Raw genomic sequence first — 21,819 nt, 5'->3', positions numbered from 1 at the left:
TAATCCTGAACTCCGACAAGGCCTTCTAAGGGTCTGCACAGGGACAGGAGACGATATGGCGCGCGTAGCTTTCGTGACGGGCGGGACCCGGGGCATCGGCAAGGCAATCGTTCAGCGCCTTCACGAGGACGGCTTCAAGGTCGCCGCCGGCTATTCCGGCAACGACGAGGCGGCCAGGGCCATCGCCGACGCGCTGGACGTCATGGTGGTCAAAGGCAACGTCGGCAGCTTCGACGACTGCGCCCGCGCGGTGAAGGAGGTCGAGGATCAGCTCGGCCCCATCGACATCCTGGTCAACAACGCCGGCATCACCCGCGACGGCTTCTTCCACAAGATGAGCCACGACCAGTGGTCCGACGTGATCCGCGTCAACATGGACAGCGTCTTCAACATGACGCGCCAGGTCATCAACGGCATGCGCGACCGAGGCCACGGGCGCATCGTCAACATTTCCTCGATCAACGGTCAGAAGGGTCAGATCGGCCAGACCAATTATTCCGCCGCCAAGGCCGGGATGATCGGCTTCACCAAGGCGCTGGCTCTGGAGAATGCGCGCAAGGGCGTGACCGTGAACTGCATCGCGCCCGGCTATATCGACACCGAAATGGTCGGCGCCATGGACCCCAAGGTGCTGGAAGGCATCATCAGCCACATCCCCGTCGGCCGCCTGGGGAAGGGCGAAGAGATCGCCGACATGGTGTCCTGGCTGGTGGGCGAGCGTGCCGGATATGTCACAGGCTGCACACTGTCGCTGAACGGCGGTCAGTACCTGGTGGGTTGAGGCGGGCTTCGCCCAAAATCCGCCGCGCGCGGGTTTCATCAAGTCTGTCATGAAGTTGTTGGGATCGGTCAGGGCGAAAAAATCGCCACGCGTGACCGCGATGGCGGTCGCCGCCATCGCGGTCATCGGCGTGGGCGTCGCCGCGCCCGTGGTCGTCCCAACCGAAAGCCAAGCTCAGTCCCGCCGGACCGTGCCGCCGACCGCCCGCTACGTCAGCAGCAGCGGCCAAGGCTTCATCCTGGACACCTCCGGATCGCGGCCGCTGATGCGGCTGGAGCGGTCGACCGAGGTCTGGGTCTTGCGGCCCACGCCCGCCCCGCGCGGCGACATCATCTACCGCAACGACAACGGCGATCAGGTACTGCGCGTCACGCCCGACGGTGCCGTCACCTTGTATACGACCGCGACGCCCCAAGGCTCGCCCGCCTCGCGCGTCGGCGAGGCACAGGGCCTCGCCAGCGCGGCGATGACCGGCGCGCAGTTGGTCGATTATTTTATGCGCCAGAGCTACCGCGCCAGCCAGGCGATGGGCCGTCTGATCGTCATCGACGTGGACATTCAGCCCGGCTCTGAACAGGTCGCCGCTGACACCGTCTCGGCCGCCAGCGACGCCATCGTGCGCATGGCGCGGTCCTCCAACCTGCGCGCCCAGGTCGAGCGGGTGCGCCGCGTCGTCGTGTCGGATCAGGGGCGTCCCGGCGTCAGCCTGGTCCAGGGCACGCTGCGGATCGTCATCGACGCCGACGCCGGCATCGCCGGCCGCCCGTCGTCGGCCCGGATCGTGCGGGTCGTGGGCGGAGACGCCCTGAACCGCTAGCCCTGGAAGCTGTCCTTGGCCGCCCGTCTCGCGGCGAACTGATCCGCATCCGTCGCGGTCAGGAACGGATTGAACCGCTTCTCCACCCCCAGCGTCGTCGGCACGGTCGGTTCGCCCCGCGCGCGCGCCTCGAAGATCGCCTCGGCATGGGCGGCGGTCTCGGGCCGGTCGTCCAAGCTCAGGGTGAACCGCGCATTCGAGGCCGTATATTCGTGCGCGCACCAGATCACGGTCTGGTCGGGCCAGGCCTTCAGCCGCTGCAGGCTGTCGAACATCTGCTCCGGCGCACCCTCGAACAACCGGCCGCAGCCCAGGGCGAACAGGGTGTCGCCGGTAAAGGCCAAGCCGTCCGCCGGCGCATGAAACACCACATGGCCGAGGGTGTGACCCGGCGTTTCGGTGACCTCGAACCGCGTCTCGCCCACCATCACCACATCGCCGTCGGCGATCACCCGGTCCAGCGGCGCGACCTTGCGCACCTCTTCCGGCCCGACGATTTCGCAAGCCCAGTCGGCCTTCAGTCTCGCATTGCCCTCGGTGTGATCCGGGTGCCAGTGGGTGTTCAGGATCAGGTCCAGCCGGCCCCAGCCCAAGCCTTCCAGCTCTTCCAGAATGCGCGCCGCGTCCGGGGTATCGACCGCCGCGACCACGCCGGTCGCCGCATCGCGGATCAGGAAGCCGTAGTTGTCGGCGCGGCAGGGAAACAGATGCACATCCAGGGTCATGCGCCCATCCTAGCAGCAGGGCCGCCGACAGGCCTATAGTGGGCCCATGCGGCGCAGCATCGACGAGCTTCGAACCTTCTACGGCGAGCCGACCGGGGCGCTGGCGCGACGGCTGGTGGCGCGACGGCTGGACGACGCCTGGGGCGAGGCGGCCGATTGCGACGTGCTGGGCGTCGGTTACGCCACCCCTTGGCTGGACGCCTTCGTCGGCGCGCGGCGCGTCGTCGCGGCCATGCCGGGCGGGCAAGGTGTCGAGCATTGGCCGACGGTCGGGCGCAACCGCACCCTGCTGGTAGACGACCGCCGCCTGCCTTTTCCCGCCGGATCGTTCGACCGCATCCTGCTGGTCCACGCCCTGGAAGAGGCCGACGATCCCGCCGCCCTGCTACTGGAAGCGGTGCGCGCGCTTTCGCCCACCGGGCGCATCATCCTGGCGGCGGCGGCGCGCGGCGGCCTGTGGGCGCGGGCGGACAACACCCCCTTTGGTCACGGCCGACCCTTCACCCGGCGCCAGCTGGAGCGGTTGGTGCGTGATGTCGGGCTGGAGCCGATGGCCTGGTCCCAAACCCTGTATGTACCGCCTTGGGGGCCGATGCTGCCGCTGGCCGAAGGGTTCGAACAGGTCGGGCGACGGGTCTTTCCCGGAACCGCCGGGCTGATCCTGTTGGAAGCCTCGCGCCACAGCTACGCCCGCATCCGCCCCAGCGGCCATGCCCAGCGCGTCGCCGCCCCCGTCCTGGCGCCCCAACCCGCCGCCTCCGTCTCTTCGCGGGGCGAACATCGCGACTGACGGGGAGTTGACCGTCGCTCCATCTGGCGGGCCGGGCGAAACCGCCTTATGGCGAAGGCCATGCACCGACTGATCCTGATGCGGCACGCCCAGGCCGAATCCTCCGCCCCCTCTGGCGGCGACGAAGCCCGCCCCCTGTCCGCCGGCGGCCGCGCCGAGGCTCTGCTGATGGGGCGCGCCCTGGCCGAGCGGGGCCTGAAGCCGGACCTGGCCCTGGTGTCCACCGCCGTGCGCACCCGCCAGACCTGGGAGCAGATGCACGACGCCTTCGGCGATGTGGAAGTCCGCGACGAGGACGCCCTCTACAACGCTCCCTTCGACGTGATCCGCCGCTTCGTCGAGGCCAGCGAGGACGAGGCGGGCTGCCTGCTGATCCTGGCCCACAATCCGGGCATCCACGTGCTGGCCGCCGAATATCTGATCGAAAGCGCCGCCTCGCCGGCCGTGGTGGACAAGCTGTCGGCTGGCTTCCCGACCGGCGCCGCCGCCCTGTTCAGCGTCGATGTCGCCGGCCGCTGCACCTACGAAGGCTTCCTGACGCCGCGCTCGCTGGGCGCACCCTCGGCATGACAGACATCGCCTACAAGATCGTCGACGCCGCCGACTGGCGCGCCGCCGTCGCCGAGGGCCGATACGAGGGCGCGCCCGTCGATCTGGCCGACGGCTACATCCACATGTCGACCGAGGCGCAACTGGCCGAGACCGCGCGACGGCACTTCGCCGGGCGCGGCGACCTGCTGCTGCTGACCGTCGATCTCAGCGGGTTCGGCGACGACCTGATCTGGGAGCCGTCGCGCGGCGGCGATCTGTTCCCGCATCTCTACGCCCCCCTGCCCGTCGCCGCCGTCACGGCCTCGCGCGCCTTCTCGGTCACGGCCGACGGCGAGATGGCGTTCGAGGACGACCGATGAGCCCGGTTGATGTGGGCGCCGCCCTGCTGCGTCGGCTGGACCCGGAGCAGGCACACCAGTTGGCGATCAAGGGTCTGGCCCTCGCCCCCCTGCCCGTCCCGCCCGCCGACGATCCGATCCTGAGAACACAGTTGGCGGGACTGGATCTGCCCAATCCGGTCGGTCTGGCGGCGGGTCTGGACAAGAACGGCGAGGCCCTGCGCGGCCTGTCGCGCCTCGGCTTCGGCTTCGTCGAATGCGGCTCGGTCACGCCCCGGCCCCAGCCCGGCAATCCCAAGCCCCGCCTGTTCCGCCTCAGCGAGGACCGGGCCATCATCAACCGGATGGGGTTCAACAACGCCGGGCTAGACGCCTTCGCCGAGCGGCTGGACCAGCGCCCGACGGGCGTCGTCGTGGGAGCCAATCTGGGGGCCAACAAGGACACCGAGGACAAGGCGGCCGACTACGTCGCCGGTCTGCAACGCCTTGCCGGCCGCGCTTCCTACTTCACCGTCAACATCTCCTCGCCCAATACGCCGGGCCTGCGCGCGCTTCAGGGCCGCGAGCAGTTGGACGACCTGTTAGGCCGCATCGACGCCGCCCGGCCGGCTGTCGCGCCTGACCGCGTGCCGGTCTTTTTGAAGATCGCGCCCGATCTGATCGCCGAAGAGATCGGCATGATCGTCGAGGCGTCGCTGGCACATCGGATCGACGGCCTGATCGTATCCAACACCACGCTGGAACGGCCCGAGACCCTACGCTCTCCGGACGCCCGCGAAACCGGCGGCCTGTCCGGCGCGCCCATCCGTCCCTTTGCGGAAAAGGCCCTGCGCGCGGCGGCCGAGGCGGCGAACGGCCGCCTGCCTCTGATCGCTGTCGGCGGCATCGACAGCGGCGCCGAGGCCTATGCCCGCATCCGCCTGGGGGCATCGGCGGTCCAGATCTATTCCGCCCTGATCTACGAGGGCCCCGGCCTGGTCGCCCGCATCAAGCGTGACCTGGCCGCCCGCCTGCGCGCTGACGGTTTTTCCGCAGTAACAGACGCGGTCGGCGCTCCCCGTTGACGGAGCGTTAGTGTCGACACGTCTAAGGTGACCGATGCGAGCGACCTGCGTTCGTCATTCGAGAGCCTGAATGAAATCGACCGCCGTCGATATCGCTGAAAGCAGCTGGACCGCCGCCGTTCGCCAACGCTCGGGCGCTGCGGTACAACGGCTCGTGGCGGCGGCGGCTGTCGCCCTGGTGGTGACACCGATGGTCGGGGTGCGGTTCACCTTCGGCTGGGTCGTCCTGTATATGGCGGTCCAGGCCATGGAGGTGGTCGTCTATCGACCGATCCTGAAAAGTCCCGACGAGCTTTCCACGGGCCGCAAGCTGGCGATCCTGGCCGTCGTCTTCGCGAATTCGACGGTCTTCTCCTCGCTTTCCCTGGTCCTCTGGTGGATCGGCGGCGCGTTTGGCGGCGTCTGTGCGGTCCTGATGCTGACCGCGGTCATGCTGACGGCGATCGTGAACGCCACCCGATGCCAAGCCGTGATGATCGCCGGCCTCACGCCCCAGGTCGGCTTCCTGCTGGCGACCCCCTTCTTTGTCTATGCGCTGCACGCCCCCGGCCCGCTGGTCATGTCGGCCGCAGCGGCCGTGGTGCTGTTCACCTTCTATGTCGCCATCACCGGTCAGCGCATGGTCGAGGCCAGCGTCACCGTCATTCGCGCCCATGCCCTGGCTGAGGAATCCCGCCTAAAGGCCGAGCGCAGCCTGGCCGACCACACCACCTTCCTGGCCGCCATCGGCCATGACCTGCGCACCCCGATCGGCGCGATCCTGGCCGGCGCCGCCGAGCTGCGCACGCCCGACGCCCAGTCGCGCAACAGCGCCAATCTGATCACCGACGCCGGCCTCATGATGAAGGCCCTGCTGGACGACTTGCTGGACCACACCCGGATCGGCGCCGGGCGGATGACGGTCGAGGCCAAGGATTTCGACCTGCGGCAAATGCTGGCCCAGACCCTGATGCTGTGGCGCGGCGTCGCCGACGCCAAAGGGCTGAAGCTGCGCATCGAGGGCGCCTCCGCCATGCCGCGCCACGTCAAGGGCGACGTCATGCGCATCCGTCAGGTGCTGAACAACCTGATGTCCAACGCCATGAAGTTCACCGAGCAGGGCCAGATCACCCTGCGCGTCCAGGCCTGGCCCGAGGAGCCCTCGGGCTACGCCCTGCTGTTCGAGATCGTGGACACGGGTCCGGGCATGACGACCGATCAGCTGGCCCGCCTGTTCACCCCGTTCGATCAGACCGCCGACGGCGTCTCCGCCCGCTACGGCGGCTCGGGCCTGGGGCTGGCGATCAGCCGCAATCTGATCGACCTGATGGGCGGCCGACTGACGGTCCGCAGCGCGACGGGTCAGGGCTCGCGCTTCACCGTCTCGCTGATCCTGCCGCGCGGAGACGAGGCGGTTCAGATCGTCGAGGTCGTCGACCAAAGCCGCCTGGACATCGCCCGCTCGCTGACACCGGCCGTCGTGGCACCCGCGCCAGTCGCGCCGGAGCCTGAGCCCGAGCCGGTCGCCTCGACGCCTGCGGTCGCCGACGAGGTCGAAGACCAACCGCTGCGCCTGCTGGTCGTGGACGATCACGATATCAACCGCCGCGCCGTGCAGCTGATCCTTCAGCCGCTGGGCTGCGAGATCACCACCGCCGCCGACGGCATGATCGCGCTGGAACGCTGTCAGGAGGCGGTGTTCGACGTCATCTTCATGGATGTCCGGATGCCCGAACTGGACGGGCGCGAGACGACGCGTCGCTTGCGCGCCGGCGGCGGACCCAACGCCGCCACCCCGGTCGTCGCCGTCACCGCCGACACCGCGCCCGAGGACGTCGCGGCCTGTCAGGCGGCCGGCATGGCCTATTTCGTCTCCAAGCCCCTGACGCCGCCCGCTCTGATCGGCGCCTTGCAGCACGTCTTGAACGACACCGCCGCTCAGGCCGCGACCGAGGCCGCCTGACCCCGGACGGTCGCGATCAGGCGCGCGGCGAAATCAGGCTGTTTCATCTCGCATTCCCAGACGATTACCACGCGCCAGCCTGACGCCTCCAGCGCCTGACCAGCGGCGGCGTCGCGCGCGCGGTTTCGGTCAATCTTGGCGATCCAGTAATCGGCGTTGGTCTTGGGCTGACGCGCGCCGCGCGGGCACTCATGGCCGTGCCAGAAGCAGCCGTGGACGAACAGGGCGACCTTGCGGCCTTTCATCACCACATCCGGACGGCCCGGCAGACCCATGCCGCCCAGCCGATAGCCGATCCCGGCCGCACGCAGGATCCTGCGCACGGCCAGTTCCGGCGACGTGTCCCGCCCCTTCACGCGACGCATCACGGCGCTGCGCTTCTCGGGGCTGAACACATCCGTGTTCACGATCAATCCACGCTCAAGTAGCGAAGCGGTAGCGTGGATTGATCCAACTTAAAGCTGCGCCAGCAGATGCTCGGCCGAGGACACCTTGAACTCGCCGCCCTGCTCGATGTTCAACTGCTCGACCACGCCGTCCTTGACCAGCATGGAATAGCGCTGCGAGCGCTCGCCAAGGCCGAAGCCCGTACCGTCCAGCACCAGACCCAGGGCGCGGGTCAGTTCGCCGTTGCCGTCGGCCAGCATGACGATGCTGTCGTCGGTGATGCCCTGGCTCTCGCCCCAGGCCTTCATGACGAAGGCGTCGTTGACCGAGATGCAGGCGACCGTATCGACGCCCTTGGCCTGGATGTCGGCCAGATGATCCTTGAAGCCCGGCAGGTGACGCGCCGAGCAGGTGGGGGTGAAGGCGCCAGGCACGGCGAACAGGGCCACGGTCTTGCCGGCGAAGATGTCGTCGGTGCTGACGGGCTTGGGGCCCTCGGCGGTCGCCTGGGCGAGGGTCGCGGCGGGGATGCGATCGCCGATCTGAATGGTCATGTCTGTCTCGCTGAGGTTTGAGGCCGGCGCGTTTGAACGGCCGTTTGCGACACATAGACACCACGGGCGACACCGCAAGCACCGGTTCGGCTTGCTTGCGCCGCTTTCCGGACGGATGATGCCAGGATCATGAGCGAAGCCTCCACCCTGACCGGCCGACTGCTGGTCGCCATGCCCGGGATCGACGACGCCCGGTTCGAACACGCTGTCATCCTGATCTGCGCCCACGGGCCGGATCACGCCATGGGCCTGCGGCTGGATCGACCGGCGCCGGGCGTGGATCTGAAGACGGTTCTGGACAAGCTGGACGCGCCGGCGCCCGATCAATCCATCGGTCGCGCGGTCCTGATGGGCGGACCGGTCGAGCGCGAGCGCGGCTTCGTGCTGCATACCGACGACTGGACGGTGGGCGACGACACCCTGGCCTTCGGCGACGGTCTGGCGATGACCGGCACGCGCGAGGCGCTGGCCGCCATGACCGACGAGATCGCCGGTCCGCGCCGATCGGCCCTTCTGCTGGGCTACGCCGGCTGGGGCGAGGGGCAGTTGGAGGAAGAGTTGGCCGAAAACGTCTGGCTGACCGCCGACGCCGATCTGGACTTGATTTTCGACAGCGAACACACGTCGAAATGGACACGCGCCCTGGCCCAGCTGGGCGTGGACGCGGCCATGCTGTCGAGCCAGGGCGGCCGGGCCTGAGGCCAGACCGCCCCGCTTGACGATCAGAAGCGGTAGTTCATGCCGATGCGGAACATGTGCGTTCCGAACTTGCCGTTGCTGCGCACCATGTCCGTGCCCGTCGTGTTCGGGGCCAGGACAAACGGGTTGGTGGCGGGCGCCGTGCCGCGGCCGACGCGGATGACTGGGCTGTCGACGTCCAGCGAGGTGTAGAGGTATTCGCCGCTGACCGTCAGGCCGCGACCCAGGGCGTATTCCACGCCGCCGCCGGCCTGCCAGCCGTCGCCGTCATCGCCTTCGCTAGTTTCGGTGAAGCTGTTGGCCAGGTTCGACGTGCGGAAACGGTTTTCAAACTTGCCATAGGCGTAACCGCCGGTGCCGTAGATCAGCGCCGGTCCGTAGGCGTAGCCCAGCTTCAGGCGCGCGGCCGCCGTGCTCTGCAGCTCGCGCGTGAAGGTGTAGAAGGCCGGGGTGGTCGAGAAGCCGGTCACCGAGTCTTGGACATTGTTGACGCTGTATTCGGCCAGGGCGCCGACCACGAAGTTGCCGAACTGCATGTCGTAACCGGCGCGAACGCCCGCTTCGACGCCGTCGTTGTCGTCACGGCAGCCCGTTCCCGGCGCGGTGCTTGTGGCCATACCGCCGCAGAAGCCGGGGCTGAAGGCGTTGGTGCCGACGGTAGCAGGGGCGATCGGTACGGTCGTGACCTGATCCCCATAGATGCCATCGAGGTTGCGGTCGAAGCGCAGGGTCTCGTCACCGTCGTCGTTAGACTGGTTGTAGCCGCCGAAAATGCCGATGTAGGGGCCGGACCAGTCGGGGGCGACGGACTGGGCCAGGGCGGGGGTGGAAACCATGGCCAGGGCCAGGGCGCTGCAGGCGAGGGTCTTGATCATTTGGGGAGGCTTTCGTGCCGAAATTGCGGGCGCGACATCCCCGCTCGCCGTCACAAAAGCCGAAGCTGGGCACAGGTTCCCTCAAACTCCCATCGCCAAATGTCGCACATCCAAAGGCTTAGGTTGAACGTACGCCGGCCTAGCGCGTCGCCATCGATACCAGAAAAGCGATCAGCAGGACCAGGCTGACCGCCTGCCAGAACCGCACCGGATCGCGCTCGATCAGGGACAGCTGGCGCGGCGGCGGGGCGGCGACGGCGCTGCCGGTTTCCAGCACATGGATCAGTTCCTCCACATCCTCGAACCGCTCGTTCGGATCGACGGCGACGGCGCGCATGATGGCCGCCTCCAGCCAGGCGGGCATATCCGGCCGATGTCGCGTCGGCGGCGCGGGCGCCCGGTCAAAGCGCGGCGCATCGGCCGGATCTACCTCGCCCCACGGATAGGTTCGGGTGAACAGGCGATACAGCGTCACCCCCAGGGCGAACTGATCCGTGGCGGCGTCGCCGCTCTCGCCGGCATACATTTCCGGCGCCTTATAGCCGGCGGTGCCGGGCGCCTCGGCCTCGGCGAACTCCTCGGCCAGCCGCAGCCGCGCGACGCCCAGGTCGACCAGTTTCAGCCCGCCCTGTGTCTCCAGGATCACATTGTCCGGCTTGATGTCGCGGTGCGTGACCCCCGCCCGGTGCAGGGCCGAAACCGCCCGCGACAGGCGCAGGGCCACGCCGATCCCTTCGCCGATCTCGAACGGCCCTTCCTCCGCCAACCTCGCATGCAGGGTCTGACCGGCGTGGAAGGGCTGGGCGATATACAGACGGCTCTGGCGACCCGCGTCCAGGCTCAACACCTTGCCGACGAACGGACTGTCGATACGCCGCCCGATGAAGGCCTCGCGCAGGAAGGCGGTGCGCGCGCTGCGTTCCGACACCACGGCGGGCTTGGGGAATTTCAGCACAACCGTGCCTGCGTCGCCCAGGGTGTCCTTGGCCAGAAACAGCCGCGTATAGCGCCCGTCGGCGACGAGCCGCTGCAAGGCGAAGCCGTCGACATTGTCGCCGACGGCGGGCGGCGCCAGGATGGCGAGGCCCTCCGCCTCGGCCGTGATCGCCTCCCAGTCGGGCGCGCCGGTGCGGACCACGTCGATGACGATGGCGGTGGCGTTGTCGCGCGGCCCCGCCGCCTCGACCTCGGCCAAGATCGCTTTGGCGTCCGCGTCGGGCGAACTGCGCCGTCCCAACAGGCCCGCGATCATCGCATCGGCCAGCACCCCATGCACCCCGTCGGTGGTCAACAGCAGACGATCGTGCGGTTCCAGCCGCATCTGCCGGACATCCAGCTTCACATCCGCCTCGATGCCCACCGCGCGATACAGCACATGGCTCAGCCCCTGCTGGGCGCGCGTGTGGTCTTCGGTCAGCCGCGTCAGAACCCCGTCGCGGAAATGCCAGGCCCGGCTGTCGCCCACATGAAGCGCCGTCGCCTCGCGCCCGCGCAGGATCAGGGCGGTAAAGGTGGTCGCCGCCCCCTCCATCGCCGGATCGATCCGCCCGCGCGAATGGAGCCAACGATTGAAGCCGCGCAGCGCCTTGATGCCGTTGGCCGCGATGCCGTTCAGCGGGTTCTGATCCAGATAGCCGTCGATGAAGCTGCGCGTCGTCAGCTCCGCCGCCATCCGCCCGGCCTTCGACCCCGACACCCCGTCGGCGATCACCGCCACCACCCCATGCTCGCGCTGCTCGGCCGCCGTGCCGATATGGACGCCGCCGAAATCCTGATTATCCGCCTTGGGCCCCTGCAAGGTCGCAAAGCCGGCGGCGATCTCCAGTCTGGCGTCGGTCATGGGCGGAACTGTCGTCGAAAGACGGCCCGCTGAACAGAGGTCTCAGAGCGCCAGGATCGCGCGCACCGCGACATAGGCGGCGACCACCAGGATCAGGCCCGCGAACAGGATGCGCCCAAGCCGGGCGTTCGACCCCAGTCGACGCGCCAGCGGCAGACCCGCCGTCGTGCCCGCGACCCCGCCGACCGCCATGGCTGCGACGAGGCCCGGATCGACCCAGCCCGACAGCGCATAGTTGCCCGCCGTGGTCGCGCCGAACGCAGCCACGCTGAGCAAAGACGTCGCCTGGGAGGTCGCCAGGCTCATGCCCGTCGACGCCATCAGGCCGGGCACGATCAGAAAGCCGCCGCCGATGCCGAAGAAGCCTGCGGCCGAGCCGACGCCCGCGCCCGCCATGCCGACGCGCGGCGACATCGACCAATTCAGCCGGGGTTCGTCCCGCGCGACCGCCGCCTTGGGACGCAGCATCGTTACGCCCACCGCCGCCATGGCCACAGCGAAGATCAGCAGCAACTGATGGCCGTCTATCATCTTGGCCAGGGACGATCCGAACCAGGCCCCGGCCGCACCGGTGATGGCGAACAGGGTGGCGCAGGGCCAGCGCACCCGCCCTGCCCTGGCGTGACCGGCCAGAGCCGTCAGGGCGTTCAGCGCCACGCCCGCCGCCGACACGCCGATGGCGACGTGGGGATCGGCGACACCGACGACATACAGCAGCAGCGGCACGGCCAGAACCGATCCGCCGCCGCCGAACAGGGTCAGCAGCAGGGCGACGACGCCGCCGCTGAAGGCGGTCAGGACCAGCGGGGTCAGTTCGGTCGTCATCGGATCACGCCGCTCTCGTCGCGGGCCGGGTCGCGGTTTTGTTCCAGGGCATGACGGCCAGCAGCCGCGCCATGCCGCAAAAGCCCGTCGCGCCTGCGAAGAACAGGCCCGCGCCGACGAAGGCGGACAGACCCCAGAAGGCCGGATGCACCAGCAGGCCCAGCGCTGCGCCGATCAGGATCAGGCCGCCCGCGACCATCTGCACCTGACGCATCAGTTCGATCGGCTTAGAGCGGTCGGCGTGGGTGGCCAGGCCCTGCGCCTTCCACGCGTCCAGCCCGCCTTCCAGGACAAAGGCTTGCCCCGTCGTCTTGGCCGCCAGGCGGTCGCAGTTGACGCCCGTCCGATTGCCGGTTCGGCAGGTGAAGATGACGTCGCGCCCGTCGATGCCCGCCGGCGTGAAGGCGTCTAAGGCCGACAGCGGCGCATGGACGGCGCCGACGACATGCTCTCTGGCGAACTCGTCGGGCTCGCGAATGTCGATCAGCACGGCCGCGTTCTGCTTCAGCCGATGCGAAACCTCGGCGGGGGACAGGGGGGTCAGGACGCTCATGGAGATCATGCCTTTTCGGAGGAAACAGGGGGACAGTAGATTTCGGCCAGCACGGCGATGACCTTCAGGACGGCCGGATCGGCGATGCGGTAGAAGATGGTCGTGCCGTCCCGACGCGTGCTCACCAACGCCTCGTCGCGCAGCTTGGCCAGGTGCTGGGAAAGGGCCGATTGCGACAAGCCGACTTGAGGCAACAGCTGGCCGACGGCCATCTCGCCCTCGCCCAACTGACACAGGATCATCAGCCGCTTCTCGTTGGACAGGGCGCGCAGCAAGGCCGCCGCCTCGCCCGCGCTGGCCTGGAATCGCTCAAGTCCGATGGTCTGAAGGTCGATCATGGCGCGCAATATATTCGAGGTTGCTAAATAAGCAATACCTAATATATTGGATGGCGAAGGAGCATTCACGCATGACCCAACCCCCCGATGTTCGCGGCTTTTTCGATCCCGCGACCCACACCGTCACCTATCTGGTCAGCGACCCCGCGACGGGTCAGGCGGCGATCATCGACCCCGTCCTGGACTTCGACGCGCCTTCGGCCCGCACCTCGACGCGGTCGATCGACGCCGTCATGGCGGCGCTGCGGTCGGAGGGCCTGACCTTGGCTCTGGTTCTCGAAACCCATGCCCACGCCGACCACCTGACGGCGGCGGCGCACCTGCGTGCGATGACGGGCGTGTCGATCGGCATCGGCGGGCGGATCACCCAGGTTCAGTCGGCCTTCGGCCCCCTGTTCGGCGCCGACGACGTGCGCCCGGACGGCGCGGTGTTCGATCATCTCCATGCGGACGGCGACGCCTTCGCCCTGGGCGATCTGACGGTGGAAGTGATCCACACGCCCGGCCACACTCCCGCCTGCGTCAGCTACCGGATCGGCGATGCGGTCTTCACCGGCGACACCCTGTTCATGCCCGACTACGGCACGGCGCGAACGGACTTCCCCGGCGGCGACGCCCGGACCCTGTATCGCTCGATCCAGCGCCTGCTGGGCCTGCCGGATGAGACCCGCATCTTCGTCGGCCACGACTATCTGCCCCAGGGCCGCACCGACTACCGGTTCGAGACCACCGTCGTCGAACAGCGGGCGCACAACATCCACATCGGCGGCGGCGTATCGGAGGACGCCTTCGTCGCCATGCGAGAGGCCCGCGACGCGACCCTGGGAGCGCCGCAGCTGATCCTGCCCTCGCTTCAGGTCAACATCCGCGCCGGCGACCTGCCGCCCCCCGACGCCAACGGCCAGCGCTACCTGCGCCTGCCTCTAAACGCGATCTAAGCGCGCGGTCGTGCCCCTCTCGCCTCGGCGATCGCGCACGCCGGCCAGCGCCTCGGCCAAAGCCTCGGAACGGCAGGACGCTTCGCCCGACAGCCACATACGGATCATGGCGAATCGCGCCGCCGCAGAGCCTGTGGCGACCAGCGACGGCAGGTGGACGGCCGCACTCGCGATCCTCGCTTCGATAAAGGCCGCCAACCGGCGCTGCAACTTCGCCTGCAAAGGGGTTCGAACAGGTGGCGCGTCAGGGCGCGGCGATCCCACAGATGGTCCAGCATGATCCTGAGCCGCGCGGTATTGCCCGACCGCGCCCCGGCCAGCGCCAGGGGCATGAGGATGGGTTCGACGATGAGTTCGAGCACTGCGTCCTTGCTCTGGAAATGCTCGTAGAAGGTCGAACGGCCGATGCCGGCCGTCTCGATCACATCGGTCGTGCGAATGGCGGAGTAGCGTCGCTCGGACATCAGCCGGATCAGGGCGTCGGTAATCGCCTGCCGCGTCCGCGCGCGACGACCGTCCCCCTCGTGCGTGTCGTCTTCGATCATGCCGGCACCCTAAGTCACCCGGCGCATGCCTGGCAGCCTCTTTCGAAGCCTGGCGGACAAGGTGGCCCGACTGTCCGGAAACGGCCCAGATATGGGCATTGCGGGTTTCACCAGTGGCAGCCGAACGGCATCATGGCCGCGCGATCAGAGAGGCTCCAATGACTGACCAACACCGCGCCGTCGCCATCGTACCCGCCCGCGACATGGACGCCAGCGAAGCCTTTTACCGGCGTCTGGGCTTTGTGGTCGCCGCCGACTACGGCGACTATCGCATTCTGGAGGATGGGCGGGGCGGCCATATCCATCTCAACGCCACGCCCGGCTGGCCCGCAAGGCTCGAGGACAACGCCCTGGGCCTGTATCTGTATGTCGAGGACGTGGACGCCGCCGCCGACCGTGTGCGCGAACTGATCATCGGCGCGGGGCCTGAGACCAAGCCTTGGGGCACGTACGAGTTCGCGGTCAGCGACCCCAATGGCGCGCTGGTGCGGATCGGTCGGGTCGTGGACTAAACTTCTTACGCCGACCGCTGCTTCAGCGGCGCGGTGCCGTCGGCCAGGCTTTCAGCCAGATAGACCTCGGCCTCCTGCGCCGGCAGGGCGGGGGCATAGCCGAAGCCCTGGCCGTAGTGGCATTGGGCGTCCAGCAGCAGGCGGGCCAGTTCGGCGTTCTCCACGCCTTCGGCGACGACTTCCAGCGAGAGGTCGCGGCCCAGATTGACCACCGACTTGACGATCTTGGCCGAGCCCTCGTCCTTGTTCATCGTCAGCACGAAATAGCGGTCGATCTTCAGCGTATCGAACGGCAGGCGCGCCAGATAGGACAGGGACGAGAAGCCGGTGCCGAAATCGTCCAACGCCAGAGAGGCCCCGACGTCCTTTAGCGATTGCAGCACCTCGGCGGCGCGCGCGGTGTCGCGCATGATGTCGCCCTCGGTGACCTCCAGCTTGAGTGCGCCTTTGGGCAGGCCGGTCTCCTTGATGATGCGCGCCACGTCCTCGCACAGATGCGGGCGCTCGATCTCGCCGACCGACAGGTTGACGCTGCAAAACAGCTTGCCGGCCAGCGGATGGCGCTCGATCCATTCGGCCAACTGCCGCGCCGACTGGGTCATCATCAGCAGGCCCAGGTCGTTCATCATCCCCAGGTCGGCGGTCAGGCCCAGGAACTCGTCCGGCGGCACCAGACCCCGGCGCGGGTGACGCCAGCGCGCCAAGGCCTCGAAGCCAGCGACGGCCCCGGTGTTCAAGTTCACGATGGGCTGGAAGAAGGGCACGATCTCGCCGCGCACGAAGGCGTTCCTCAGATCCGCCTCCAGCGCCAGACGGCTCAAGCTGTCGCTTTCCAGCGCCCGGCCATAGGCGGCCGAGCCGCCGCGCCCGGCGCCCTTGGCCGATTCCACCGCCAGCTCGACCCTCCGCAGCAGTTCGGCGGCGTCTGGCGCATCCGGCCCGCCCTCCACCATCACCGCCCCGATGGAGACGGTCGGATAGATGTCGAAGCCCGCGACCCGCAGCGGCTGTTCCAGCGCGTCTCGAACGCGATAGCTGGTGTGGGATGCGGTCTTGGGGACGATGATGGCGAACTCGTCCTCGCCGATCCGCGCGGCCGAGGCGTCCTTGTTGAAGGCGGCGGCCAGACGCGAGCCCAGGGCCGACAGCACCAGGTCGGTCCGTTCGTGCCCCAGCGCCTCGTTCAGGCGCCGCAGCCGGTCCACGTCGCCGACCACGATCTCGTATTCGCCCGGCTGGGTCAGCACCTCGCTGACGCGGGCCAGGAAGGCGCGACGATCCAAAAGGCCCGTCAGCGTATCGCGGTCCGATCCGGCGAACTTGGTCTCCAGCGCCACGACGCCGGCGGCGCGCAGGCCGTCCTCCAGCCAGACGCCGCGCCACAGACAGGTCTCGGACCCGCGCATGCGCAGACGCACGGCGATCTCGGCGCCCTCGTCCTGGGGTTTGAGCATCCGCTCGGCCAGGCTGCGATCCTGCGGCATGGCCAGGGCGACGAATCCGGCGGCCGTGCATTCCGGCGCCAGCGGTCCCAGGCCCAGCGATCGCGTAGCCCCGGTGAAGCGCAGTTCGTCGGTCGCCGGGGTCCAGACCCACAGGGCCGTCTCGGCGGCGGCCAGCGCCTCGATGGCGGTCGTGGCGTCCCAGGCCAGCGATCGGGATCGTGGTGTCACGCGTCTCGCCCTTCCAGACGGCGCCCGGCCGTCAACGCTCGTCCTCGACCAGGCCGAACAACAAATGGTCTGCCCACTCGCCGTTAATTTTCAAATAAGCGCGAGCCCGACCTTCGTTGCGAAAACCGGATTTCTCCAGCACCCGTCGCGAGCCGTGATTGGTAGGCAGACAGGCCGCCTCCAGCCGGTGCAGCTTCAGCTTGTCGAACGCGTAGCCGACCACGCCCCGAACGCCCGCCGTCGCCACGCCCTGACCGGAAAACGGCTGACCGATCCAGTAACCCAGCGTCCCGGTCTCCGCGACGCCGCGCCGCACGTTCGACAGGGTCACCGCCCCCGCCAGGGTCTTGCCGTCCTGCACGAAGACGAAGAAGGGCCAGGCGTTGCCCAGCTCCATCTCGCGGGCATAGATCGACAGCCGGCGCCGGAAGGCCGCCTTGGTCAGGTCGTCCTCGGGCCAGGCCGGCTCCCACGGTTGCAGATAGTCGCGCGAACCGTCGCGCAGCGTGGACCAGGCGGCGTAATCGGCGGCGCGCGGCGGGCGCAGCAGCACGCCGTCCCCCCGGATCACGGGCCCGGCCACATCGCTCATCCAGTCCAGAAGCGCCATCGATGGGACTATAGCATCAAGATTCTGCTCTGAACCTTACGGTTCGGCCAAAAGTGTCGCGGTCAGCTTCAGCGCCAGGTCGCGGCCCAGCCCCTCGGGCGCGCCCAGCATCGGCGTCAGGATGTCCCCAATCAGCCCCTCGGCGAAGGCCATATAGGCCGCCGTCACCACCAGGGCCTTGGCCCGCTCGGCCGCCTTGGGATCCTCGGGCGCCATGGCCGCCAGCCGTTCGGCCAGATCGCGCACCACCTCGGCGAAGCTCTCCGCCCGGCCCTGCTCGCGCGCCAGCGCCAACCAGGCCGCCATCTGAGAGGCGCCGCCCGGCCCGAAAGCGTCGAACACGACGCTCATCAACCGCCCCGGCTCGACGCCGTCGCGCCCCTCTCCCACGCTCTCGTTCAGGCCGGCCTCGATCCGCTGCGCCAGATCGCGCACCATCGCATCCATCAGCGCGCCCTGGAGCCCCGCCGCCGAGCCGAAATGGTGGATCAGATTGGCGTGACCCACGCCCATCCGCTCGCCCACCGCCTTCAGCGTCACCGCCGCCGGCCCGCCTGACAGCAGCAGGTCGCGCGCCGCCTCCAGCGCCTCTTCACGCGCCACCGCCCCGCGTCGTCTCTTCACCGGACTATTAGTTGACATTGATGTCAGTTAACTCCATCCTCCGCTCGAAATCGAGGAGCAGAACCATGGCGAAATCCGCCACCCCCGCCGACCTCCAGATCAAGCCGCGCGACCTGCATATCGACCGCGAGGCTCCGACGCCACGCTGGTGGCTGAACGGCGACCCGTTCGGCACCGCCGTGATGAACGCGCTCAGCCTGACCTTCCCCGACGGCGAGCGGTTCTTTATCCAGTCGGTTAAGCGGTTCGCCAAGGACGCGCCCCCGGCCCTGGCCGCCGACATCCGCGCCTTCACGGTTCAGGAAGGCGCCCACACCCGCGAACACATGGCCTTCAACGCCATCACCGAACGAGCCGGCTATGACACCGCCGAGATCGAGGCCTATGTCACCGCGCGTCTCGACATCGCCCGCGCCCGTCCGGCCCTGGCCCAGCTGGCGGCGACCATGGCGCTGGAGCATTTCACCGCCGCCTTCGCCCATCGGCTGCTGGCCGATCCGGAGCTGCTGAAGGGCTCTCCCCACGACCTGGCTCGCCTTTGGCGCTGGCACTCCATCGAGGAGATCGAGCACAAGGGCGTGGCCTATGACGTCTTCCTGCACGCGACCCGGGACCTCAGTCCGCTGAAGCGCTGGCGCATCCGACGCTGGGCCATGTTCCTGACGACCCTGCTGTTCACCCGCACGGTGCGCGAGACGACCTTCATGCTGCTGAAGCAGGACGGCATCGTCGGCTGGCGCGCGCGTCTGGGCCTGTTCCGCTGGCTGTGGCTGAAGCCGGGTCTGTATCGCCGGATGATCGGCGACTACTTGGCCTTCTACAAACCCGACTTCCACCCGTGGCAGGTCGATGACCGCGACCTGATCGCGGACGCGGAGGCCGGCCTGGCCCAACCGGCCTGATCTCAGCGCATAGACGCCCCTGTCCGTCATTCCGGGGCTGAGCGTCGCGAAGAACCCGGAAGCCAGGGGGTTCGCATTCGGCGTCGATGCATCAGACAAACCGCGTGCGGTCCTGGGTTCCGGGTTCGTCCTGCGGACGCCCCGGAATGACGGTGGTCTGCGTGTCGCGACGGAAATCTGCATCCTCGTGCGTTTAGGCTTCGGGGGACGGAGAGGAGAAGGCCATGGCTTCATCACCGACCGACGCCGCCGTCGCCTTGTCCCGCCTGGGTCTGGGCGCCCGGCCGGGCGAGATCGACCGCGTCGCCGCCGATCCGCGCGGCTGGGCCATGGGCCAGATTCGGTCCCAGGGCGCGCCCCAGCCGTCCGGCCAGTTCGCCGACACCGCCGAACGCGTCGCCCAATATATCGACTATCAGAGCGACGCTGGCCTGGTCCGCCGCGACCGACGCGCCGCCGCTCCGGCGATGGCCGAGTCCGCACCCTCCCCTGCCCCCGCTCCCGGCATGCCGGACGCCGCCGATCCGCAAGCCGTCGCCCGGCGCGAAGCCCGCCAGGCCGCCCGCCGCGACATCACCCAGGACACGGCGCAGGAGTTCCTGGCCCGCGCGCAGCTGGGCGCGACAACCGACGACGGCTTCGCCGAGCGCTGGGCCCTGTTCTGGTCGAACGCCCTGACCGTCTCGGCCGCCAAGTTCGCCAGCGGCGCCTTCGTCGGCCAGTACGAGCGCGAGGCCATCCGCCCCCACGTCTTCGGCCGGTTCGAGGATCTCGCCCTGGCCGCCGAACAGCATCCCGCCATGCTGCTCTATCTGGATCAGGCCCGCTCCGTCGGTCCCGACAGCCTGGCCGGCGCACGCCGCAACGCCGGGCTGAACGAGAACCTGGCCCGCGAGATGATGGAGTTGCACACCGTCGGCGCCGACGGCGGCTATACGCAGGGCGACGTGACCGAACTGGCCCGCGCCCTGACCGGCTGGTCCGTTCCCGCCGCCCGCGACCAGCGTCAACCGAACCGTCCGCGGCGCGCGCGCAATATGGCCGCCCAGGCCGAGCCCGGTCCCGACGGCTTCGTCTTCCGCGCCAATGTGCACGAACCCGGAACCCGCGCGGTGATGGGCAAGACCTATCCAGCGGCGGGCCTGGCCCAGGGTCAGGCCATACTGCGTGACCTGGCGCGGCATCCGGCGACGGCCAAACGTCTGTCGCGCCGCCTCGCCGCCCATTTCGTCGCCGACGATCCGCCGCCCGCTCTGGTCGCCCGGCTGGAAGCGGCGTGGACCCGCTCCGGCGGCGATCTGGCCCAGGTCGCCCGCGCCCTGATCGACGCGCCCGAGACCTGGACGCCCCAGCCCGCCAAGATCAAGACGCCCTACGAGTTCATCGTTTCGGCCCATCGCGCGCTGGGGACACGGCCCCCGCGCGTCCAGCCCCTGCGTCAGGCCCTGCTCGACATGGGCCAACCGCCGTTCTCGCCCCCGTCGCCCGAGGGTTGGCCCGACCTGGCCGCCGACTGGGCCGGTCCCGACGCCCTGGTCAAACGGCTGAACTGGTCGCGCACCGCCGCCGACGCGGCCCAGGCGGCCGACCCCAGCGCCGTCGCCGCCTCCGCCCTGGGCGCCCGCCTCAGCGAACGCACGCGCCTCGCCGTCGCCCGCGCCGAAAGCCGCCCCGAGGCCCTCACCCTTCTCTTCATGTCGCCGGAGTTCCAACGCCGATGACCGCCCTCAAAATGAACCGCCGCCGTCTGCTGGCCGCCGCCTCGGCCGGGGTCGGCCTGGCCTTCGCCGGACGGGTCGCCGCCCAGTCGAACGGCCCGGCCAACAAGCTGGTCGTCGTCATCGCGCGCGGCGCCATGGACGGCCTGTCCGTGACCGTGCCTCACGCCGATCCGAACTACGTCCCCTTGCGCGGCGGACTGGCCATCGCCGCGCCCGGCGAGGCGAACGGCGCCTTGGCCTTGAGCGAGGGCTTCGGCCTGCATCCGGCGCTGAGCGGCCTGCACGCCCTTTATGGTCAGGGTCAGATGCGGTTCGCACCCGCCGTCGCCCTGCCCGTGCGCATCCGGTCGCACTTCGACGCCCAGGACGTGCTGGAGAACGGCGGCGAAGGTCTGCGCCAGCAATCCGACGGCTGGCTGAACCGCGCCATCGTCGCGGCCGGCGGAACGTCGCTGAAAGGCCTGTCGATCGGCGCCCAGACGCCCCTGATCCTGCGCGGCGACGCCCCGGTGTCCAGCTGGGCGCCCGGTGGTCTGGTGCGCGACGGCGACCGCATCGCCTCCCTGCTTCAGGACCTCTATGTCGAGGATCCGATGCTGGGCCAGAACCTGGCGCGGGGTCTGGCGACCGAGCAGCTGGTCGGCATGGAGGGCGGCGACCAACGCCTGCGTCGCAACGACGTCCAGGGCCTGGGCCAGGCCGTCGCCAAGCTGATGACCGGACCGGAGGGCGCCGACATCGTCGCCGTCTCGCTGGACGGCTGGGACACCCACGCGGGTCAGAGGGCGCAGCTCCAGACCCGCCTGACCGGACTGGATCAACTGGTCACGGGCCTGAAGAACGGCTTGGGCGAGACCTGGTCGCGCACGGCGGTCATCGTCGCCACCGAGTTCGGCCGCACCGCCCGCGCCAACGGCACGCAGGGCACTGATCACGGCACTGGTTCCTCGTTTCTGCTGGCGGGCGGGGCGGTGAAGCGCGGCGGCCCCATCGGCGACTGGCCGACCCTGGCCGACAACCGCCTGTTCGAGAACCGCGACCTGGCGCCGACCCTGGATATCCGTTCGGTGTTCAAGGGCGTGTTGCGCGATCACATGGGCCTCGACCGCGCCGCCCTGGACGCCCGCGTCTTCCCCGGCAGCGCCGCCGAAGCGCCGGCCATGGATGGACTGATCTAGCCTTCACGCTTGCCTTTCGCGGCGCAACATCGCATC

The 21,819-nt window shown here is 69.0% G+C and carries 25 protein-coding genes; 13 read left to right on the top strand and 12 right to left on the bottom strand.

Annotation, left to right across the window (positions count from 1 at the left end):
* Positions 1-55: 55 nt before the first annotated feature.
* On the top strand, positions 56-781 hold the full coding sequence (gene phbB, locus A4249_RS00310; RefSeq protein WP_066549787.1) for an acetoacetyl-CoA reductase: 726 nt from the start codon (positions 56-58) through the stop codon (positions 779-781).
* Between the two features lie 100 nt (positions 782-881).
* Positions 882-1,598, top strand: a complete 717-nt coding sequence (locus A4249_RS00305; protein ID WP_231868822.1) for a DUF4908 domain-containing protein — start codon at positions 882-884, stop codon at positions 1,596-1,598.
* On the opposite strand, the gene gloB is transcribed toward A4249_RS00305, so the two are convergent.
* Positions 1,595-2,323 carry a hydroxyacylglutathione hydrolase gene (gene gloB, locus A4249_RS00300; protein WP_066549781.1) on the bottom strand — a complete coding sequence of 243 codons (729 nt, stop codon included), beginning with the start codon at positions 2,321-2,323 and terminating at the stop codon, positions 1,595-1,597. The two genes, A4249_RS00305 and gloB, sit on opposite strands and share 4 nt — an antisense overlap.
* Before the next feature lie 46 nt (positions 2,324-2,369).
* Here gloB and A4249_RS17065 point away from each other — a divergent pair, with 46 nt between their 5' ends.
* The 5 genes from A4249_RS17065 to A4249_RS00275 all read left to right on the top strand — a co-directional run bounded on the left by A4249_RS17065 (position 2,370) and on the right by A4249_RS00275 (position 7,009).
* Complete coding sequence (locus A4249_RS17065; RefSeq protein WP_066549775.1) at positions 2,370-3,113, top strand: methyltransferase domain-containing protein; 744 nt, start codon at positions 2,370-2,372, stop codon at positions 3,111-3,113.
* Between the two features lie 60 nt (positions 3,114-3,173).
* The gene (locus tag A4249_RS00290; RefSeq protein ID WP_066554533.1) at positions 3,174-3,683 is read left to right on the top strand and encodes a SixA phosphatase family protein; all 510 of its coding nucleotides are present in this window, start codon (positions 3,174-3,176) and stop codon (positions 3,681-3,683) included.
* On the top strand, positions 3,680-4,024 hold the full coding sequence (locus A4249_RS00285) for a DUF952 domain-containing protein (protein WP_066549774.1): 345 nt from the start codon (positions 3,680-3,682) through the stop codon (positions 4,022-4,024). The genes A4249_RS00290 and A4249_RS00285 overlap by 4 nt, the downstream gene beginning before the upstream one ends.
* Positions 4,021-5,067: a quinone-dependent dihydroorotate dehydrogenase gene (locus A4249_RS00280; protein WP_066549771.1), complete on the top strand. Its 1,047-nt coding sequence runs from the start codon at positions 4,021-4,023 to the stop codon at positions 5,065-5,067. Before A4249_RS00285 ends, A4249_RS00280 begins: the two co-directional genes overlap by 4 nt.
* Positions 5,068-5,137: 70 nt before the next feature.
* A complete protein-coding gene (locus tag A4249_RS00275) occupies positions 5,138-7,009 on the top strand; it encodes an ATP-binding protein (RefSeq protein WP_066549769.1) in 1,872 nt (623 codons plus the stop codon).
* On the opposite strand, the gene A4249_RS00270 is transcribed toward A4249_RS00275, so the two are convergent.
* The gene (locus A4249_RS00270; protein WP_066554532.1) at positions 6,985-7,374 is read right to left on the bottom strand and encodes a very short patch repair endonuclease; all 390 of its coding nucleotides are present in this window, start codon (positions 7,372-7,374) and stop codon (positions 6,985-6,987) included. The two genes, A4249_RS00275 and A4249_RS00270, sit on opposite strands and share 25 nt — an antisense overlap.
* A 90-nt stretch (positions 7,375-7,464) precedes the next feature.
* The gene (locus A4249_RS00265) at positions 7,465-7,950 is read right to left on the bottom strand and encodes a peroxiredoxin (protein WP_066549766.1); all 486 of its coding nucleotides are present in this window, start codon (positions 7,948-7,950) and stop codon (positions 7,465-7,467) included.
* A gap of 129 nt (positions 7,951-8,079) precedes the next feature.
* Between A4249_RS00265 and A4249_RS00260 the strand changes: the two genes are divergently transcribed.
* Complete coding sequence (locus tag A4249_RS00260; protein WP_066549765.1) at positions 8,080-8,649, top strand: YqgE/AlgH family protein; 570 nt, start codon at positions 8,080-8,082, stop codon at positions 8,647-8,649.
* Between the two features lie 23 nt (positions 8,650-8,672).
* Here A4249_RS00260 and A4249_RS00255 read toward each other — a convergent pair whose 3' ends face one another.
* The 5 genes from A4249_RS00255 to A4249_RS00235 all read right to left on the bottom strand — a co-directional run bounded on the left by A4249_RS00255 (position 8,673) and on the right by A4249_RS00235 (position 13,080).
* On the bottom strand, positions 8,673-9,524 hold the full coding sequence (locus tag A4249_RS00255; RefSeq protein ID WP_066549762.1) for an outer membrane protein: 852 nt from the start codon (positions 9,522-9,524) through the stop codon (positions 8,673-8,675).
* Positions 9,525-9,663: 139 nt separating this feature from the next.
* A complete protein-coding gene (locus tag A4249_RS00250) occupies positions 9,664-11,364 on the bottom strand; it encodes a bifunctional protein-serine/threonine kinase/phosphatase (RefSeq protein WP_066549759.1) in 1,701 nt (566 codons plus the stop codon).
* A gap of 42 nt (positions 11,365-11,406) precedes the next feature.
* A complete protein-coding gene (locus tag A4249_RS00245; RefSeq protein WP_066549757.1) occupies positions 11,407-12,189 on the bottom strand; it encodes a sulfite exporter TauE/SafE family protein in 783 nt (260 codons plus the stop codon).
* A 4-nt stretch (positions 12,190-12,193) separates the two neighbouring features.
* On the bottom strand, positions 12,194-12,742 hold the full coding sequence (locus tag A4249_RS00240; protein WP_066554527.1) for a rhodanese family protein: 549 nt from the start codon (positions 12,740-12,742) through the stop codon (positions 12,194-12,196).
* A gap of 5 nt (positions 12,743-12,747) precedes the next feature.
* Positions 12,748-13,080, bottom strand: coding sequence for an ArsR/SmtB family transcription factor (locus A4249_RS00235; RefSeq protein WP_066549755.1), 333 nt, complete (start codon positions 13,078-13,080; stop codon positions 12,748-12,750).
* Between the two features lie 71 nt (positions 13,081-13,151).
* On the opposite strand from A4249_RS00235, the gene A4249_RS00230 reads away from it, so the two are divergent.
* Positions 13,152-14,018 carry an MBL fold metallo-hydrolase gene (locus A4249_RS00230; protein WP_066549753.1) on the top strand — a complete coding sequence of 289 codons (867 nt, stop codon included), beginning with the start codon at positions 13,152-13,154 and terminating at the stop codon, positions 14,016-14,018.
* A 104-nt stretch (positions 14,019-14,122) separates the two neighbouring features.
* On the opposite strand, the gene A4249_RS00225 is transcribed toward A4249_RS00230, so the two are convergent.
* Positions 14,123-14,563 (bottom strand): TetR/AcrR family transcriptional regulator, encoded by a 441-nt coding sequence (locus A4249_RS00225; RefSeq protein ID WP_066549751.1) that lies wholly within the window; start codon positions 14,561-14,563, stop codon positions 14,123-14,125.
* Positions 14,564-14,721: 158 nt separating this feature from the next.
* Between A4249_RS00225 and A4249_RS00220 the strand changes: the two genes are divergently transcribed.
* A complete protein-coding gene (locus A4249_RS00220) occupies positions 14,722-15,075 on the top strand; it encodes a VOC family protein (RefSeq protein WP_066549744.1) in 354 nt (117 codons plus the stop codon).
* Between the two features lie 5 nt (positions 15,076-15,080).
* On the opposite strand, the gene A4249_RS00215 is transcribed toward A4249_RS00220, so the two are convergent.
* Genes A4249_RS00215 through A4249_RS00205 form a run of 3 tightly spaced genes read right to left on the bottom strand, consistent with a single transcriptional unit; the run spans position 15,081 to position 17,982 of the window.
* Positions 15,081-16,748 (bottom strand): putative bifunctional diguanylate cyclase/phosphodiesterase, encoded by a 1,668-nt coding sequence (locus A4249_RS00215; RefSeq protein ID WP_066549741.1) that lies wholly within the window; start codon positions 16,746-16,748, stop codon positions 15,081-15,083.
* A gap of 31 nt (positions 16,749-16,779) precedes the next feature.
* A complete protein-coding gene (locus A4249_RS00210; RefSeq protein ID WP_066549736.1) occupies positions 16,780-17,358 on the bottom strand; it encodes a GNAT family N-acetyltransferase in 579 nt (192 codons plus the stop codon).
* Between the two features lie 36 nt (positions 17,359-17,394).
* Entirely contained in the window at positions 17,395-17,982 is a 588-nt protein-coding gene (locus A4249_RS00205) for a helix-turn-helix domain-containing protein (protein ID WP_197458419.1), read from the bottom strand.
* Positions 17,983-18,047: 65 nt separating this feature from the next.
* Here A4249_RS00205 and A4249_RS00200 point away from each other — a divergent pair, with 65 nt between their 5' ends.
* The 3 genes from A4249_RS00200 (at position 18,048) to A4249_RS00190 (ending at position 21,783) form a co-directional block, all read left to right on the top strand.
* Positions 18,048-18,884 (top strand): metal-dependent hydrolase, encoded by an 837-nt coding sequence (locus A4249_RS00200; RefSeq protein WP_066549725.1) that lies wholly within the window; start codon positions 18,048-18,050, stop codon positions 18,882-18,884.
* A 224-nt stretch (positions 18,885-19,108) separates the two neighbouring features.
* The gene (locus tag A4249_RS00195) at positions 19,109-20,605 is read left to right on the top strand and encodes a DUF1800 domain-containing protein (RefSeq protein WP_066549723.1); all 1,497 of its coding nucleotides are present in this window, start codon (positions 19,109-19,111) and stop codon (positions 20,603-20,605) included.
* Positions 20,602-21,783: a DUF1501 domain-containing protein gene (locus tag A4249_RS00190; protein ID WP_066549721.1), complete on the top strand. Its 1,182-nt coding sequence runs from the start codon at positions 20,602-20,604 to the stop codon at positions 21,781-21,783. The genes A4249_RS00195 and A4249_RS00190 overlap by 4 nt, the downstream gene beginning before the upstream one ends.
* Positions 21,784-21,819: the final 36 nt, after the last annotated feature.

Origin of the sequence: Brevundimonas sp. GW460-12-10-14-LB2, assembly GCF_001636925.1 — a bacterium.
Taxonomy (GTDB): Bacteria; Pseudomonadota; Alphaproteobacteria; order Caulobacterales; family Caulobacteraceae; genus Brevundimonas; species Brevundimonas vesicularis.
Note: the sequence above shows the minus strand (reverse complement) of the source record. Positions and strands in the feature narration are given on the sequence as shown.

Coding starts and splice junctions, on each gene's coding strand:
- A4249_RS00225 (WP_066549751.1), bottom strand. CDS start 14,563: ATGATCGAAGACGACACGCACGAGGGGGACGGTCGTCGCGCGCGGACG.
- A4249_RS00210 (WP_066549736.1), bottom strand. CDS start 17,358: ATGGCGCTTCTGGACTGGATGAGCGATGTGGCCGGGCCCGTGATCCGG.
- A4249_RS00190 (WP_066549721.1), top strand. CDS start 20,602: ATGACCGCCCTCAAAATGAACCGCCGCCGTCTGCTGGCCGCCGCCTCG.
- A4249_RS00230 (WP_066549753.1), top strand. CDS start 13,152: ATGACCCAACCCCCCGATGTTCGCGGCTTTTTCGATCCCGCGACCCAC.
- phbB (WP_066549787.1), top strand. CDS start 56: ATGGCGCGCGTAGCTTTCGTGACGGGCGGGACCCGGGGCATCGGCAAG.
- A4249_RS17065 (WP_066549775.1), top strand. CDS start 2,370: ATGCGGCGCAGCATCGACGAGCTTCGAACCTTCTACGGCGAGCCGACC.
- A4249_RS00195 (WP_066549723.1), top strand. CDS start 19,109: ATGGCTTCATCACCGACCGACGCCGCCGTCGCCTTGTCCCGCCTGGGT.
- A4249_RS00235 (WP_066549755.1), bottom strand. CDS start 13,080: ATGATCGACCTTCAGACCATCGGACTTGAGCGATTCCAGGCCAGCGCG.
- A4249_RS00260 (WP_066549765.1), top strand. CDS start 8,080: ATGAGCGAAGCCTCCACCCTGACCGGCCGACTGCTGGTCGCCATGCCC.
- A4249_RS00240 (WP_066554527.1), bottom strand. CDS start 12,742: ATGAGCGTCCTGACCCCCCTGTCCCCCGCCGAGGTTTCGCATCGGCTG.
- A4249_RS00270 (WP_066554532.1), bottom strand. CDS start 7,374: ATGCGTCGCGTGAAGGGGCGGGACACGTCGCCGGAACTGGCCGTGCGC.
- A4249_RS00285 (WP_066549774.1), top strand. CDS start 3,680: ATGACAGACATCGCCTACAAGATCGTCGACGCCGCCGACTGGCGCGCC.
- A4249_RS00290 (WP_066554533.1), top strand. CDS start 3,174: ATGCACCGACTGATCCTGATGCGGCACGCCCAGGCCGAATCCTCCGCC.
- A4249_RS00275 (WP_066549769.1), top strand. CDS start 5,138: ATGAAATCGACCGCCGTCGATATCGCTGAAAGCAGCTGGACCGCCGCC.
- A4249_RS00245 (WP_066549757.1), bottom strand. CDS start 12,189: ATGACGACCGAACTGACCCCGCTGGTCCTGACCGCCTTCAGCGGCGGC.
- A4249_RS00255 (WP_066549762.1), bottom strand. CDS start 9,524: ATGATCAAGACCCTCGCCTGCAGCGCCCTGGCCCTGGCCATGGTTTCC.
- A4249_RS00305 (WP_231868822.1), top strand. CDS start 882: ATGGCGGTCGCCGCCATCGCGGTCATCGGCGTGGGCGTCGCCGCGCCC.
- gloB (WP_066549781.1), bottom strand. CDS start 2,323: ATGACCCTGGATGTGCATCTGTTTCCCTGCCGCGCCGACAACTACGGC.
- A4249_RS00265 (WP_066549766.1), bottom strand. CDS start 7,950: ATGACCATTCAGATCGGCGATCGCATCCCCGCCGCGACCCTCGCCCAG.
- A4249_RS00220 (WP_066549744.1), top strand. CDS start 14,722: ATGACTGACCAACACCGCGCCGTCGCCATCGTACCCGCCCGCGACATG.
- A4249_RS00200 (WP_066549725.1), top strand. CDS start 18,048: ATGGCGAAATCCGCCACCCCCGCCGACCTCCAGATCAAGCCGCGCGAC.
- A4249_RS00250 (WP_066549759.1), bottom strand. CDS start 11,364: ATGACCGACGCCAGACTGGAGATCGCCGCCGGCTTTGCGACCTTGCAG.
- A4249_RS00280 (WP_066549771.1), top strand. CDS start 4,021: ATGAGCCCGGTTGATGTGGGCGCCGCCCTGCTGCGTCGGCTGGACCCG.